Origin of the sequence: Streptococcus sp. 17.1, from assembly GCF_016648655.1 — a bacterium.
GTDB lineage: Bacteria > Bacillota > Bacilli > Lactobacillales > Streptococcaceae > Streptococcus > Streptococcus salivarius_E.
Genome location: NZ_JACLQM010000001.1, coordinates 1 through 15,598, shown reverse-complemented (window position 1 = coordinate 15,598; position 15,598 = coordinate 1). Strand labels below are relative to the sequence as shown.

Here is a 15,598-nt window from a genome sequence, read left to right as displayed (position 1 = left end):
AAGATCAGAAATGGTCTTGTTTTTTTCATGAAAAAAACACAGCTAATTTAGATGGTTAGCTGTGTTTACATAAATTTAATTCTGTCAGTTATGATAATGATTCAATATATCATTAATATATGCTTCTTTATTTGATGCATCATAAGTTTTAGATGTTGAGTATTTTAGATAATGGATTTGATCTTTTGCAGTTCTGGATTCTTCTTGTAGGTATGAATCTGTAATGGTAATTTTAAAGTTCTCGCTCTTACCTGTTAAATCAAGGCTTAGTGGAAAATTTGTAAATTCATCTGAGTAAAAAGCCATTTTATAAAAGTTGTACCTGTCACCTCTAAATGAATTTAAGTGAGGGAATTGTATATGGTAGATGCCATTCCAATAATTTCCATACTCTCTAATTTCGTAGTCATCGAAAAATTCCTGGATTCTTTCTTTGTTAGCAAAATCTTTATCAAAAGTAACAAAGGGAGTTTGCCAATCCCATAATGGAATTTTGCCTTCATTTCCATAGATAAAATAACTTTGCATTTTTCCTGATTTAGGATTTTTCAACTGAAAGTGGTATTTACTGACGCCTTCTTTGACAGCTCCAGTTTGATATAGGGTATCCCCAGGGACTATCAAAAAAAGAAAATCTCTTAGATATAATTCGAAGTTGGCATCCATTGTTTTATCATGTAATCCAGGGAAACGCTGAATTATTTGTCTGTAATTCTCCGCATTAGAAAACCATTCTTTATCAAAGCCTGGACCGACTTCAAATACTTTATGATCGAAATAGTTTTGATATTCTTCATAATGGTTTTCAGTAGAGGTCACCTGTCCAAATGGTAAAGTCATATTGGTATTATCTGTAAAAGTAATATGTAAGAAAAGTCTTCGGGGATCAATTCCTTTATCAATATAATGGCCGACTTTATAGGCAGACAAATCATCTGGAAAATCGTCTTTTCCGAAGTGTAGAACCTCAATCTCAATATCTTTGACAACTTTTCTTTGAGGTATTATCTTCTTGACACTGTAATGATAAGCCTTGTAATAGTAATTCTCCTTATCATAGAGGTAAGGCTTATAAGCTCTTTGGTAGGCATTATAGAGAAAAATTCCAAGGGTTACAAAAAGAAGCAGAGCTAAGGCTATTTTGAACTTTTTATTTATTTTATTAGTTAGCCTTGAGAAAAATAGACTCAATTTACTAGGATTTTGTATCATGTCAAAACTCCCCATATATTTTATACTATTATATCATGAAAATCCTTATACCTAAGGCGTCTTCGTGTACTTTGTCCCCGTTTTCCTTTATAATATAAGTATCACATTACAAGAGGAGACCTCATGAAATATATCGTAAATACATCAAACGATCCTGCCTATAATATTGCTTTGGAAGCCTATGCCTTTCGTGAATTGGTGAATGAAGATGAATTGTTCATTCTTTGGATTAACCGTCCAGCTATCATTGTCGGTAAGCACCAAAATACCATTCAAGAGATTAACAAAGAATATACAGATGCTCATGGTATTAAGGTCGTTCGCCGTTTGTCTGGTGGTGGCGCTGTTTATCACGATTTGAATAACCTGAACTATACCATCATCTCTAATAAGGCAGATGAAGGTGCTTTTGACTTTAAGACTTTCTCTCAACCTGTAATCGCTACACTTGCTGATTTGGGAGTTAAGGCTGAATTTACTGGCCGTAATGACCTTGAAATCGATGGTAAAAAGTTCTGTGGAAATGCTCAAGCTTACTATAAAGGTCGTATGATGCACCATGGTTGCTTGCTTTTTGACGTTGATATGTCGGTTCTTGGCCAAGCCCTCAAAGTCAGCAAAGACAAAATCGAATCAAAAGGCGTTAAATCTGTACGTGCTCGTGTGACCAACATCGTCGACGAATTGCCAGAAAAAATCAGTGTAAATGAATTCTCAGATAAAATCTTGGAAAAAATGAAAGAATTCTACCCAGAAATGACAGAATACGTCCTTTCTGAAAGCGAATTGGCTAAGATTCAAGACTCTTATGAGAAACAATTCAATACATGGGATTGGACTTACGGACAGTCACCAGAATACACAGTAGAACGTAATGTTCGTTACCCAGCTGGTAAAATCTCAACCTATGCCAACGTTGAAAATTCAATCATTAAATCTGTTAAGATTTACGGAGATTTCTTTGGTATCGGAGATGTATCAGATATTGAAGACTTGTTGGTTGGTGTACCTTACGAGTACGAAGATGTCTTGGCAAAACTTAAAACTATTGACACAACACATTATTTCTCACGTATGACAACCGAGGAGGTTGCAAAAGCTATCGTAGCTTAATCATTGTTTGAACAATCTGGAAAACTCCAGGTTGTTTTTTCTTGGGAAAAATCTTTCAAAGTGAAATAACGATATAGATATTTTCGCATTGGTTCTGGAAGTTAGTATCTGATTGACCTAGTGTGGTATTTTATATATTCAGATAGTAAACCAAAACTAAAAGTTTATGTACAATTGACCAAACAAGACCTAAACCATTGATACAACTAAATTAGAAGCATAAAGTACATTCTTTAAAAAGTGTACTTTATTTTTATTTTGTACATTATTTTGGAATGGTATTTTGTATGTTTGCTAGTGCATAATATCAGCTAATCGAAGAAATTGATTTGTACATTTTTTTACTCTAGTAACGGTAGAAGAAGTGGTGGTTCAATTGTACATTTTATTTAAAATATTTATAGTTATAAGATTAGTATTTGAAGCATAAATAAAGTAGATACAGTGGTATAATAGTGTCAAAAGACTTTCAGGAGAAATGACATGAGATCGCACACAGTTATTCTAGGTGCTGGTGCTACTATTGCAGCAATTCCAGATGGTGATAAAAACGGCAAAAGTTCTTCAGTTATGAATGGATTGCTAAAAAAACTAAATTTAGAAGAAATTCTTGCTGGTGTTGAATTACAGACAAAGAGCGAAAATTTAGAAGATATCTATTCAGAATTATTTGAGAGAGAAGAGTGCTCCGAAATAGTTAAAAAACTAGAAGAAAGACTCTATGATTATTTTGCTTCGTTGGAGTTACCTGATGAACCAACAATTTATGATCTTTTAATATTAAGTTTAACTAATAAAGATTGCATAGCTACGTTTAATTGGGACCCTTTACTTATACAAGCTTATGTTCGCTGTTCAAAAATTACTCTGAACCTGCCACAAATTCTTTGTTTACATGGGAATGTAGCTGTCGGTTTTTGTGAAGAACATACTGAGTTTGGAACAGTAGATTACTATTGCCCAACATGTTATAAAAAATTAAATCCAACAAAATTATTGTATCCCGTAAAAAACAAAGACTATTCTTCCGATGGATACATAAATTGGTGTTGGAAAGCATTAGATTACTTTGTCGATCATTCATATATGTTAACTATTTTTGGATACAGTGCTCCTAAGAGCGATGTAGATGCTGTTAATTTAATGAAAAAAGCATGGGGAAATATTGAAGACCGACCACTTGAAGAAGTTTCCGTAATAGATATTATAGACGAAGAGACTATGCTAAATACATGGAAAGACTTTATTCATAGCCATCATTATAGGTATTCAAATTCATTTTTTGATTCTTACTTAGCAAAATTTCCAAGAAGAACTTGTGAAACCGTATTTGCAACATTTTCATTAAATGTTCCTTCTGATGGTAGTAGAGGATTTAAAGAGAATTTTAATTGGGACATGATAAAAGAGTTTTTATCTGATATGTTAGTTGAAGAACAGGAAAATAAAGGAAAATCAAATTTAAAATCGAGATATTTAGTTTGGGGTGAAGATGTTAACAAATAATCCAATTAATCATAGTGTACTTAAATTGTCAATGGATTTCGATAATGCTTTTAAACATAAAAATATAGAGGAAATCTATAGACTAATAGAATTTGGAAAAAATATGGAAAACACTATTGATGATATTTCCAAAATTCAATTATTTTATTCTATTGGGACAGCATACGCTGATATATTTGAACTAAGTGATAACTTAGTTTTCAACATAGATACCGATTTTACAGTTCAACAAATTTATTACTTAAGAAAAGCTATAGAAATTTCAAATAACGTTGATATAAATTCTGAGAACAGTAGGTTTGTTTTCCCATTATTATGTTCACTTTACACTAATTACGCAAATTTATTAGATGCTTGTGGTAGAAAGCAGTTAGCTATTAAGATGTATTGTAAATGTATACAAATCAATCCAAGATTCACAATGGCTAGTGGTAACTTGGCTATTTGTCTAGATCATTATCGTAATTTTTTGAATGATAACGAACACCTCCACTTTATTAAAAAAATTAAAAATTTAATAGAAACAAGCATAACTGTTTCAGATCCAAACAGAGTTGATTATGCAGAAAAGCGATTTATTGAACTTTACGAACAATATCTTAATTATAAAGACTTAGATGAATGCTCTTGTAAAACCATCGATTATAATCCTAATTCACAAAAGTATCGCGAATGGTGTTGGAATAACGGGCTGTATCTTAATCCACTTAATGACTTACAAGCTGACGATATAAATAGATATGATGATAATCTTTTACTACCAAGTTTATTATTTCAATCGGATAAAGATTTAAACAAATATATTTCTATGTTTAATCAAATTAAGCAAGAATATGTTTATGCGCGTTATCTCTGTTTTAATAGCATTGAAATTGATTCGGTTCATTATGCTGATGAGAATGTTTATCTTATTGATTGTCTAGACTATGTACAATACTCTATCCGAGTTGAAGGATTAAAAGCATCTTTTAAAACACTATATTCATTATTAGATAAAGTAGCTATGTTTATAAATGAATATTATTCTTTAAAAATTAAAACTCGACAAGTAAATTTCCATTCAATTTGGAGATCAAATAGTGATTTAAATAAAATGTTGGATAAGAATATTGGTCTGTCATCTATATTTTGGATAGAGAAAGATTTTGATAATGGTGATAATTCTTTAACAGCTAATCCAAACTCAAAGCGATTGAAAATTATTAGAAATTATTTAGAGCACAGATTTACTAATATAACATTGAATATTTTTAATGGAAGTGAAGATAATGAAGATAATAATGAAACCAGACTGTATCTAACTGAATTTGAACTTCAAGAGTTTGCATTAGATTTATTAAATCTTGTAAGAGAAGTTATTTTTTCACTCAAAAATGCCATTCAAATAAGTGAAAATGAAAAACAATCTACTATAAGCAGTGAAGTTGCTTTAATTCCGATAAATTATGAAGAAGTAGATTCGGAAGATAAATTATAGCATTGAACATACAATTTATAGTCGTTATAAAAAGCAATAGCCTAAATTCATTTAACTAATCGACTTAACTAGATCTAAACCATTGATAAAACTGAATTAGAAGGATAAAGTACACTCATTAAGCAGTGTACTTTATTTTTGTTTTGTACATTATTTGTTGATTGCTTAATCAATACTACATCGCTATCAGGCAATTCAGTCTCCATTTAGTCCTCTAAAACCCATGTTGAGGCGGTAAGTTTGCTAGTCAAGGAGTAAAACGACGAAGATTAGCATTTACTTCCGCCCATGCGATAGCTGTCCGTGATTGACAAGTGCTAGCACGCAGACAGAACGGAGATAGCGAACCGCTGAGTGTGTCGCTCTGCTCGTAAAAGCTTAGAAACCTTTGAACGAAAGGGATAATGAAAGCCTTGATTGCAAGGCTTTTTGCTTTATGGTGGGTAAGTATCAGAGTGAGAAAATTTTTGGAATGAGTAGAAGTGATAGCTAGAAATTATCAGTTTCTATTTCCATTTACCCTGTGGGTACGTGTTTGTTTCCATTGACAAGGAGTTTGTGGGAATAGAAATGTACCCACCTTGTTTGAATCAAGTGAAGTGTAGTTGAAGGAAATCTGTTGAAAGCAATACTTCATTTTACCGAATAAGTAATAATTTAGGCAACTTCAAATCGATTAAAAAAAACTATTTTAAAGGTTAAGAGTAGACAAAAATTGTCCACTCTTTTTTGCAAACTCAATTTATCAATAAATGAAATGAGGGAATGTAAAATGAAATATTTTGAGGTTGAGTTAGAAAATCCTGATGAATTTTTAAAACTACAAACAGAAGATTTTGTGAAAGCTAATCGCTTGCTACTAAGGAAGATAATCCAGAGCGTTACAGTCTATGAAGAAAACTTCGTCATATCCTTTAAATCTGGCATCGAATTGGAAGTATGAGTCTCATTCCATAACTTTTATATTGAACATATCATCTTGTTGTGTTATACTATAAATTGATATAAACAAAGATGTAGGAGGAACCGAAACTATGACAGCCTCAATGCGTTTAAGATAAGCTGGCAATAAAAAAAGCAGAATCTATACCCGATGATAGGCTTTTTTGTTGTGCTTATTTATACGATATTGAGCATTCATTAGTTACGGTGAGGATATTGGTTATTTAACTATACCTTTATTTAACTATGTCTTTAATATGAATGTTTCCAAATTGTATGTATGCAGACCAAAAGCCACATTGTGGGGTTTGGCCTGCATTTTTTATTGCCTAGAATGCTATTCAAAATAGAAATTCAAGCAAAATAATATGCAGGAGATAATATAAATGGAAAAATACAACAATTGGAAACGAAAATTTTATGCAATATGGGCAGGGCAAGCAGTATCATTAATCACTAGTGCCATCCTGCAAATGGCGATTATTTTTTACCTTACAGAAAAAACAGGATCTGCGATGGTCTTGTCTATGGCTTCATTAGTAGGTTTTTTACCCTATGCGATTTTGGGACCTGCCATTGGTGTGCTAGTGGATCGTCATGATAGGAAGAAGATAATGATTGGTGCCGATTTAATTATCGCAGCAGCTGGTGCAGTGCTTGCTATTGTTGCATTCTGTATGGAGCTACCTGTCTGGATGATTATGATAGTATTGTTTATCCGTAGCATTGGAACAGCTTTTCATACCCCAGCACTCAATGCGGTTACACCACTTTTAGTACCAGAAGAACAGCTAACGAAATGCGCAGGCTATAGTCAGTCTTTGCAGTCTATAAGCTATATTGTTAGTCCGGCAGTTGCAGCACTCTTATACTCCGTTTGGGATTTAAATGCTATTATTGCCATCGACGTATTGGGTGCTGTGATTGCATCTATTACGGTAGCAATTGTACGTATACCTAAGCTGGGTAATCAAGTGCAAAGTTTAGAACCAAATTTCATAAGGGAGATGAAAGAAGGAGTTGTGGTTCTGAGACAAAACAAAGGATTGTTTGCCTTATTACTCTTAGGAACACTATATACTTTTGTTTATATGCCAATCAATGCACTATTTCCTTTAATAAGCATGGAACACTTTAATGGAACGCCTGTGCATATTTCTATTACGGAAATTTCCTTTGCATTTGGGATGCTAGCAGGAGGCTTATTATTAGGAAGATTAGGGGGCTTCGAAAAGCATGTATTACTAATAACAAGTTCATTTTTTATAATGGGGACCAGTTTAGCCGTTTCGGGAATACTTCCTCCAAATGGATTTGTAATATTCGTAGTTTGCTGTGCAATAATGGGGCTTTCGGTGCCATTTTATAGCGGTGTGCAAACAGCTCTTTTTCAGGAGAAAATTAAGCCTGAATATTTAGGACGTGTATTTTCTTTGATCGGAAGTATCATGTCACTTGCTATGCCAATTGGGTTAATTCTTTCTGGATTCTTTGCTGATAAAATCGGTGTAAATCATTGGTTTTTACTATCAGGTATTTTAATTATTGGCATTGCTATAGTTTGCCAAATGATAACTGAGGTTAGAAAATTAGATTTAAAATAAACAATATTGGAGGAATATTTATGTATCTTATTTTCATGTAACTCTTCCTGCTAAAATCGCAGGGTTTTCCCTGCATACAAGCAAATGAAAGCATGCGATTATAGACAGGAGGAAATGTTATGGAATTAATATTAAAAGCAAAAGACATTCGTGTGGAATTCAAAGGACGCGATGTTTTAGATATAAATGAATTAGAAGTATATGATTATGACCGTATTGGTTTAGTAGGAGCAAATGGTGCTGGAAAAAGCACTTTACTCAGGGTACTTTTAGGAGAATTAACTCCCCCAGGATGTAAAATGAATCGTCTGGGTGAACTTGCCTATATTCCCCAGTTGGACGAAGTAACTCTGCAGGAGGAAAAAGATTTTGCACTTGTAGGCAAGCTAGGTGTTGAGCAATTAAATATACAGACTATGAGCGGTGGTGAAGAAACAAGGCTTAAAATAGCACAGGCCTTATCGGCACAGGTTCATGGTATTTTAGCGGATGAACCTACGAGCCATTTAGACCGTGAAGGAATTGATTTTCTAATAGGACAGCTAAAATATTTTACAGGTGCACTGTTAGTTATTAGCCATGACCGCTATTTTCTTGATGAAATAGTAGATAAAATATGGGAACTGAAAGATGGCAAAATCACTGAGTATTGGGGAAACTATTCTGATTATCTTCGTCAGAAAGAGGAAGAACGTAAGAGCCAAGCTGCAGAATACGAACAATTTATTGCGGAACGTGCCCGATTGGAAAGGGCTGCGGAGGAAAAGCGAAAACAGGCTCGTAAAATAGAACAGAAGGCAAAAGGTTCTTCAAAGAAAAAAAGTACTGAAGACGGAGGGCGTTTAGCTCATCAAAAATCAATAGGAAGTAAGGAAAAAAAGATGTATAATGCTGCTAAAACCCTAGAGCACAGGATTGCGGCCTTAGGAAAAGTAGAAGCTCCGGAAGGCATTCGCAGAATTCGTTTCAGGCAAAGTAAAGCATTGGAGCTCCATAATCCATACCCTATAGTCGGTGCAGAAATTAATAAAGTATTTGGGGATAAGGCTCTGTTTGAAAATGCATCTTTTCAAATTCCGTTAGGAGCAAAAGTGGCGTTAACTGGTGGTAATGGAATCGGAAAAACAACTTTAATCCAAATGATCTTAAACCATGAAGAAGGAATTTCTATTTCGCCTAAGGCAAAAATAGGTTACTTTGCACAGAATGGTTACAAGTACAACAGTAATCAGAATGTTATGGAGTTTATGCAGAAGGATTGTGACTACAATATATCAGAAATTCGTTCAGTGCTAGCATCTATGGGGTTCAAACAGAACGATATTGGAAAAAGTTTATCTGTTTTAAGCGGTGGAGAAATTATAAAATTGTTGCTTGCTAAAATGCTCATGGGTAGATATAACATCCTAATAATGGATGAACCCAGTAACTTCCTTGACATACCAAGTTTAGAGGCTTTGGAAATACTAATGAAGGAGTACACCGGAACTATCGTGTTTATCACCCACGATAAACGATTACTCGAAAATGTAGCAGATGTAGTTTATGAAATTAGAGATAAGAAAATAAATCTGAAACATTAAATTTAAGGTAGTCGCTGGTCAGTATAGTCTGTTCTGGTTGGCGACTCCATTGTTAAAGAGTATAAAGACTTTAGATTTTATGAATATTAAAAATAGGAACAGTCAATTGAACTGCTCCTATTTTTCTGCTAAATATATTGTAGTTTTCTTATATGTATAATGATAGATTAGCGGATTCTCATCTACGGTACTTACTTCAAATATGAAGAAGTGATCGCGGTTATCTCTGGACTTTTCCTTATTGAGGACAAAGTAATTCTTACGTGAAGTCGCCATTGTTTTTAGGATATCATCAGTTAGGAAGGTCAATGGAATATTCATGTTAGAGTAGCGGTAGAAGTCACGTTCAAAATCTTGGTAGCTCTCGCTATAATAGTCCATTTGTAGGTGATTACGCTGAAACTCAAGCTGATTCATAGAGCACCTCCTCGACAAGTTCAATACTAATAATGTCTTTTAATTTCAAATTGATGTGACCTGTTGTAGTTTTTATCAAAATGAAATCTTTGGTCAGACTTGGTATTGTTCCAGTGTAGGAAACACGCTTGTTTTTTTCAATCACTTGAATGCGTGTGCGTAGCTGCCCGGCGTATACTTGACTGAGGAGTAATAATTTCTTCTCTAGTGATAAGTCAGACATGTACGTTACTTTGTTTGTATCATCAGAGAGTGCTGATGCATGTTCAGATAGGAAAAAGCCCATCCATTTTTGCATCTTTGTATCCTGGTACTCTCTTGCTGATTGAAATGGTAAATATGAACGGTCAATCATATCAAATCCTTTCTATGCAGAGGCAAGGGTATTTTTATCAAATTGAATCGTAAAACCTTGAATTCCCCCACCTGTGTAACATTCTTTAAAGCGATTGATTACCTCAGTATAGATTATCACAGATGAGCTTGTTGGCTTAATGCTAAATGTAAATTCCAATGGTAATCGGTTTTCAGATTTAGCATGTACTAGTCGTATCGATATTTCAGTTGTTTTGAGTTTTCTCTGACGAAGTTTTGAAGTTGCTGTTTCAACGATTCCATGTAAAAATCTTTCAAGCATTTCAATATCATTACATCCTTTGCTACGGATTTCTGAAAATTGTACTGTATTTTTTTCTTGTTTCATTTTAATCCCTCCAATCCACCCGCGGAATGACCACCGATAAGTTTACTGCGTTCAATATTTCTGGAACCTTCAGTTAGGACGGTTCCTTTTTGTATGGCTAAAAAACCAAACTGTTCTCTGACAACATCAATAGCTGTCTGAAGTCTATTATCTTTTTCAATTTGTTCTACATCATCAAAGAGTGATAGTAGAGTATAGCTTTCATCTACGAAGCCACTATAAGATACACCAATTTGTCTCACTGCACCAGAGGTGTATTTTTTCGGAATAATACAAGTACATGACTCACCATTGTTTTGGGGAGATTTGCGGGTTCAATTTTATTCTGAGCATTTATAGATTTTTTCATCTCAGTCCTAGAATAGCCAATATGAATAGAAACGACAGTAGTCAATACTAGGGCTACTGTTCCGTTCCACAGTATCATTTAAAAATCATTTTCACACCCTTTCGTCTATTAGTATAGAAGAAAGCTCTCAGCACACGTTGAGGCAGTATCACTGCTTGTACGAGCTTAGAAAAAAATGTTGACGAAAAAGCCTTGGTGTCAAGGATTTTTTGCTATCCTCAAAAAGATAATTTTATAATTGACAATTTGTCAGTAGAGCAGTATAATTTATAATCAGGAGGAATAAAATGCGAGATGTAAAAGATCCGGAAATTCGACGGGCTGAGATTATGGATGCTTCTATGCTCCTCTTTATGGAGAAAGGATATGCGAACACAACAACTCAGGATATAGTCGATAAGGTAAATATATCACGAGGTTTGTTATACTATCACTTTAAGAACAAAGAAGATATTCTATATTGTCTTGTGGAACGATATTCAGAGAAATTATTGAGAGATATTCATGTGATTGTCAATGATGACGACAAAACTGCTATTGAAAAAATAAGAGCCTTTATAGATGCCACAATAATCTCTACAGATAACGTTTCAGCGGAGGGAACTGAGTTACAAAAGACGGTTGATCTTAAAGAAAATCGTTATATGTTAGATAAGTTATCCCATAAGCTCATTGAAAAACTGACTATATATTTTGAGAGGATAATAAATCAAGGCATCTCAGAAAAAGTATTTTCTGTAAAATATCCATCTGAAACAGCAGAATTTCTTATGACAGCCTATGTTTTTGTTTCAAATAACATAGGTATAAAAACATCAAAGAAAGAACCTGTCAAAGATTACTTGAATGCATTTAAGATAATGCTGGAACAAAACCTAAATACAAAAGGACTCTTTAGCAATTAAAAAAAGATAGAATGTTTGTAAAGAGAACTATGTACCGATAGCTGAATCAAAACAAGCTATCGGTATTATTTCAAAATATGACTGACAAATTGTCAATAGAGGTGAAAATATGTTAGAGATAAAGAATTTTAGTAAAAGTTATGGGGATAAGAAGGTTGTGGATAACCTATCTATTTCAGTACAGCCTGGAGATATTTATGGTTTTATTGGAGCAAATGGTGCGGGAAAAACGACAACGATAAAGGCAGTTGTCGGTATCCATGATTTTGAAGACGGAAGTATAATTATCAACGGTCATTCTATTAAAGAAGAACCTGTTATTTGTAAAAAAATGATGGCGTATATCCCAGATAATCCAGATTTGTATGAACATATGACAGGACTTCAATATATTAATTTCATTGCTGACCTGTTTGAAATTCCTACAAAAATACGCAGGGAGAGAATCCAAAATTACGGTGATTTATTTGATATGACTGAGCATCTTTCGGGGATAATTTCTTCATATTCACATGGTATGAAGCAACGAACAGCCATTATTTCTGCACTTGTACATTCTCCCAAACTATTGATTTTAGATGAACCTTTTGTTGGGCTAGATCCCAAAGCAACTTTCCTACTAAAGAAAATTATGCATGAGTGTGTTTCAGATGGAGGTGCTATTTTCTTTTCAACCCATGTATTGGATGTTGCGGAAAAATTATGTAATAAGATTGCCATTATCAAAAATGGAAAGTTAGTTGCAAGTGGTAATACAGGAGATATCAAAGGTAATGAATCATTGGAAGCATTTTTCATGGAGGTGCAGGGCAATGAGTAACATTTGGATACTAATTAGAGCACAATTGATAAATTTTTTTCCCATTAACCAGATTAGAGAGACGGGAAATAAAAAACAAAGTTCAATGGCTATTGCGAGTTTTGGCATAGTAACTCTTGCCTTATTTTGCTTTTTTTATAATATCCTAACAGCTAAAACATTGGTACAAGTTGGACAACAAAACTTGATTCCGGCATATATGGTCTCTGTCTCAAGTTTTTCGATATTATTTTTGACAGTTTTTTATTCGAATGGCATTTTATTTGGCAGTCGAGATATGGAAATTCTCCAATCCTTACCTGTTAAAAGTTCGTATATTATCACCAGCAAGTTCATGTTTATGTACTTATTGAATTTTTTAATAGGCTTGATGTTTATGCTTCCGGGTGGAATTGTATGGGGCTTGAACGGAAGTTTAAACCTCCTACAGATTATATTGTATTTTACTTCTATATTTTTTGCCCCTTTGATCCCCATGTGTATAGCGGCATGCATGGGACTCGTTATTGTTGTCGCTTCATCTTTTTTTAAAAGAAAAAATGTTATCTCTCTTATTTTTTCATTTGCGATGCTAGGTATAATTGGATATTTTGCATTATCAGCTTTGCAATCAGGTGATGAAAGTAGTATTGGGGTTACTCTGGCTAAGCAAATTACTGGACTGTATCCAATTTCTAGACTATTTATGTCATACTACAATTTTCCAATGTACTATGGGATGGGATTTTATATAGTTCTTTCAATAGTCGTCTTTTATCTATTTGTCAAAATTGCTTCGTTGAAGTATGGACTACTTAATACACTTGCCAATACAAAATCAAGTTATGCTAATGACAAAGTATCTTATGAAAGAAAATCGGTATTTTTTGCCTTGTATCAAAAAGAGCTTGGACGATTTTTAAGTTCTTATATGGCAGTCTTGAATGCTGGGCTTGGAGTGATTCTTTTATGTGTCTTTAGTATATGTTTCCTGTTTAATTCTGTAGGTCAAATAGGAAATTCTGCAGGAATTGAAAATATAAATGAGTATCTTTCAAACTTAGCTCCCGTCTTTATTGCATCTATGCTTTCACTCAGTTGTCCAGCAGCTTCATCTATATCTTTAGAAGGTAAAAATATTTGGATTTTGAAAAGTTCTCCGGTTGAGATAAAAATGATTTTAAATGCTAAGATAGCTGTCAACCTTACACTTCATTTGATTGGATATATGATTTCTGTATCAGTATTTATGCTGAAACTTGATATGAATCCTATTCAAGTTATGAATCTAGTTATTGTTCCTATATGTTACTCCCTTTTTATAACGGTAATCGGAATTTCATTAAATAAAAAATATCCTAACTATGATTGGGACAGTGAGATGATAGTCGTCAAACAAAGTCTACCTGTTATTGTGACTGGAATTATTGGTATGATTGTACTTATTACGCCTATTTTTCTTAATTGGGTGTTAAATATTCCGATTACATTTGTTTTGCAGGTAGTATCAGTAGTTTTATTGGTTATTACAATGGGTGTTTATATAACAATGAGCAAGTCGAATTTTATCTAGTTAAAGGAGGAAAATAAGATGAAAAACAGACTGACAAAAGATATTTTGGTGTTGCTAGGGATGACAGTCATAATAGTTGTTATTTGTAGTTTTCTCCCAGAGGAAGTTCCTATCCATTTCAATGCAAAAGGTGTTGCAGATATGTTTGCAAATAAATATTATCTTCTACTGGCTACAGTAATTCCATACTCTGCATATTGGAAGATTGTTAGGGGGAAGGAAAATAAAAAGATTAAATGAAACCCCATCTATATTTACAGATTGCATCAAAATTAAGAACAACTATTTTAAGAGGTGATTATGTGCTTGGACAAAAAATTCCTTCGATAAGGAGTTTAGCAGAAAATGAGAAGTGTAATCCAGCAACAATCCAAAAAGCAATGAAAGTTCTCGAAGAACAGAATTTGGTTATTAGCTGTGGAACATTAGGATATTTTGTCATAGCAAGCGAGCAAGAAATAAAGGAGTTAAGATATCAAGAATCGAACAAGCTAGTGAAAATTTTGTTTGAAAATCTAGGTGAGCTAGGATTTTCGGAAGATGAGATTGTCAATTTATTTTTTTGAAAAGATGCTTAGATGAAGTTGAATGGAAATTTATTAGGATTATTTTTGAAAGTATATAAAAGCCTTGATTATAAGGCTTTTTTTGCATTTTCCAATAAAGAACTTGACATTATTAGTTACTTCCACTACAATAGAATTACATACCATCGGTATGATAGAAAGGAACAAAAATGGCAAGGAATAGAAACTCACATGAAACTAGAAAAAAAATACTAGAGGTCTCTAAAAATCTATTTTTAGAAAAAGGATTTGATAATACATCAATACAAGATATCATAGATGGATTAGGTGGATTAACAAAAGGTGTTATCTATCATCATTTTGAGTCTAAATATGATATACTGCAAACAATCATTAGCGAAAATAATCAAGAAATTTTAAATTATAATTGGAGAGGAAATACTGGATTAGAAAAGATACAAAATTCTTTGATGGACTCTTTCTCTAATTTTGAACACCAAAGGCTCGTTTACTCTGCCTCAATCATGCTAAGAAGTCCACGCTTATTGGGAGAGCAGTATCTAGGTCTATTTTCTGATTTTTTACCCGAAATTAGAGAAAAGGTTTACGAAGGAGTTGAAGATGGGTCTATTAAAACAGAATATCCAGAAGAGCTAGCAGATTTAATTGTTTTATCTCTAAATATTTGGATTGGTTTTCAAATTTCCGTTTTTTCATTAGTAGAATTAAAGCGTAAAATGAATTTCATTAAACTTACTTTTGAAGGTCTAGGGGTACAGTTAATTTCTGATGAAATGATGGAGGTGATTTTCAACTTATTTGATCGCTTAAAAAAATAGTAAATAAGTAGTCGCATGACATTCATGTTAATACTAATTTCTATTTATG

17 protein-coding genes are annotated in these 15,598 nt (G+C 33.3%); 12 read left to right on the top strand and 5 right to left on the bottom strand.

Annotation, left to right across the window (positions count from 1 at the left end):
• Window positions 1-84 precede the first annotated feature (84 nt).
• Complete coding sequence (locus H7T99_RS00085; protein ID WP_230315718.1) at window positions 85-1,212, bottom strand: hypothetical protein; 1,128 nt, start codon at window positions 1,210-1,212, stop codon at window positions 85-87.
• A 123-nt stretch (window positions 1,213-1,335) separates the two neighbouring features.
• Here H7T99_RS00085 and H7T99_RS00080 point away from each other — a divergent pair, with 123 nt between their 5' ends.
• The 6 genes from H7T99_RS00080 to msr(D) all read left to right on the top strand — a co-directional run bounded on the left by H7T99_RS00080 (window position 1,336) and on the right by msr(D) (window position 9,437).
• Window positions 1,336-2,325 carry a lipoate--protein ligase gene (locus H7T99_RS00080; protein ID WP_037600633.1) on the top strand — a complete coding sequence of 330 codons (990 nt, stop codon included), beginning with the start codon at window positions 1,336-1,338 and terminating at the stop codon, window positions 2,323-2,325.
• Between the two features lie 483 nt (window positions 2,326-2,808).
• The gene (locus tag H7T99_RS00075) at window positions 2,809-3,831 is read left to right on the top strand and encodes a hypothetical protein (RefSeq protein ID WP_036757376.1); all 1,023 of its coding nucleotides are present in this window, start codon (window positions 2,809-2,811) and stop codon (window positions 3,829-3,831) included.
• On the top strand, window positions 3,818-5,308 hold the full coding sequence (locus tag H7T99_RS00070; protein ID WP_009664121.1) for an LA2681 family HEPN domain-containing protein: 1,491 nt from the start codon (window positions 3,818-3,820) through the stop codon (window positions 5,306-5,308). Before H7T99_RS00075 ends, H7T99_RS00070 begins: the two co-directional genes overlap by 14 nt.
• A gap of 772 nt (window positions 5,309-6,080) precedes the next feature.
• On the top strand, window positions 6,081-6,251 hold the full coding sequence (locus tag H7T99_RS00065) for a hypothetical protein (RefSeq protein ID WP_000873143.1): 171 nt from the start codon (window positions 6,081-6,083) through the stop codon (window positions 6,249-6,251).
• A gap of 385 nt (window positions 6,252-6,636) precedes the next feature.
• Window positions 6,637-7,854, top strand: a complete 1,218-nt coding sequence (gene mef(A) / locus H7T99_RS00060; RefSeq protein ID WP_000417519.1) for a macrolide efflux MFS transporter Mef(A) — start codon at window positions 6,637-6,639, stop codon at window positions 7,852-7,854.
• A 119-nt stretch (window positions 7,855-7,973) separates the two neighbouring features.
• Window positions 7,974-9,437 carry an ABC-F type ribosomal protection protein Msr(D) gene (gene msr(D), locus H7T99_RS00055; RefSeq protein WP_000420313.1) on the top strand — a complete coding sequence of 488 codons (1,464 nt, stop codon included), beginning with the start codon at window positions 7,974-7,976 and terminating at the stop codon, window positions 9,435-9,437.
• Between the two features lie 117 nt (window positions 9,438-9,554).
• Here the strand turns inward: msr(D) and H7T99_RS00050 are convergent, their stop codons facing one another.
• From H7T99_RS00050 to H7T99_RS00035, 4 genes are read right to left on the bottom strand one after another with little or no spacing between them, the layout of a single operon-like run.
• Window positions 9,555-9,854, bottom strand: coding sequence for a DUF5960 family protein (locus tag H7T99_RS00050; protein ID WP_001072467.1), 300 nt, complete (start codon window positions 9,852-9,854; stop codon window positions 9,555-9,557).
• Window positions 9,841-10,209: a hypothetical protein gene (locus H7T99_RS00045; RefSeq protein ID WP_000567222.1), complete on the bottom strand. Its 369-nt coding sequence runs from the start codon at window positions 10,207-10,209 to the stop codon at window positions 9,841-9,843. The genes H7T99_RS00050 and H7T99_RS00045 overlap by 14 nt, the downstream gene beginning before the upstream one ends.
• A 12-nt stretch (window positions 10,210-10,221) precedes the next feature.
• Window positions 10,222-10,557: a hypothetical protein gene (locus H7T99_RS00040; protein WP_000806926.1), complete on the bottom strand. Its 336-nt coding sequence runs from the start codon at window positions 10,555-10,557 to the stop codon at window positions 10,222-10,224.
• Complete coding sequence (locus tag H7T99_RS00035; protein WP_001813542.1) at window positions 10,554-10,799, bottom strand: hypothetical protein; 246 nt, start codon at window positions 10,797-10,799, stop codon at window positions 10,554-10,556. The genes H7T99_RS00040 and H7T99_RS00035 overlap by 4 nt, the downstream gene beginning before the upstream one ends.
• 394 nt (window positions 10,800-11,193) lie before the next feature.
• Between H7T99_RS00035 and H7T99_RS00030 the strand changes: the two genes are divergently transcribed.
• The 6 genes from H7T99_RS00030 (at window position 11,194) to H7T99_RS00005 (ending at window position 15,549) form a co-directional block, all read left to right on the top strand.
• Entirely contained in the window at window positions 11,194-11,811 is a 618-nt protein-coding gene (locus tag H7T99_RS00030) for a TetR/AcrR family transcriptional regulator (protein WP_009664199.1), read from the top strand.
• Between the two features lie 109 nt (window positions 11,812-11,920).
• Window positions 11,921-12,631: an ABC transporter ATP-binding protein gene (locus tag H7T99_RS00025; RefSeq protein WP_009664098.1), complete on the top strand. Its 711-nt coding sequence runs from the start codon at window positions 11,921-11,923 to the stop codon at window positions 12,629-12,631.
• Complete coding sequence (locus tag H7T99_RS00020) at window positions 12,624-14,183, top strand: hypothetical protein (RefSeq protein ID WP_009664211.1); 1,560 nt, start codon at window positions 12,624-12,626, stop codon at window positions 14,181-14,183. Before H7T99_RS00025 ends, H7T99_RS00020 begins: the two co-directional genes overlap by 8 nt.
• Before the next feature lie 18 nt (window positions 14,184-14,201).
• Window positions 14,202-14,423: a DUF1648 domain-containing protein gene (locus tag H7T99_RS00015; RefSeq protein WP_009664127.1), complete on the top strand. Its 222-nt coding sequence runs from the start codon at window positions 14,202-14,204 to the stop codon at window positions 14,421-14,423.
• On the top strand, window positions 14,420-14,749 hold the full coding sequence (locus H7T99_RS00010; RefSeq protein WP_035620602.1) for a GntR family transcriptional regulator: 330 nt from the start codon (window positions 14,420-14,422) through the stop codon (window positions 14,747-14,749). Before H7T99_RS00015 ends, H7T99_RS00010 begins: the two co-directional genes overlap by 4 nt.
• Window positions 14,750-14,919: 170 nt before the next feature.
• Window positions 14,920-15,549 carry a TetR/AcrR family transcriptional regulator gene (locus H7T99_RS00005; RefSeq protein ID WP_009664054.1) on the top strand — a complete coding sequence of 210 codons (630 nt, stop codon included), beginning with the start codon at window positions 14,920-14,922 and terminating at the stop codon, window positions 15,547-15,549.
• Window positions 15,550-15,598: the final 49 nt, after the last annotated feature.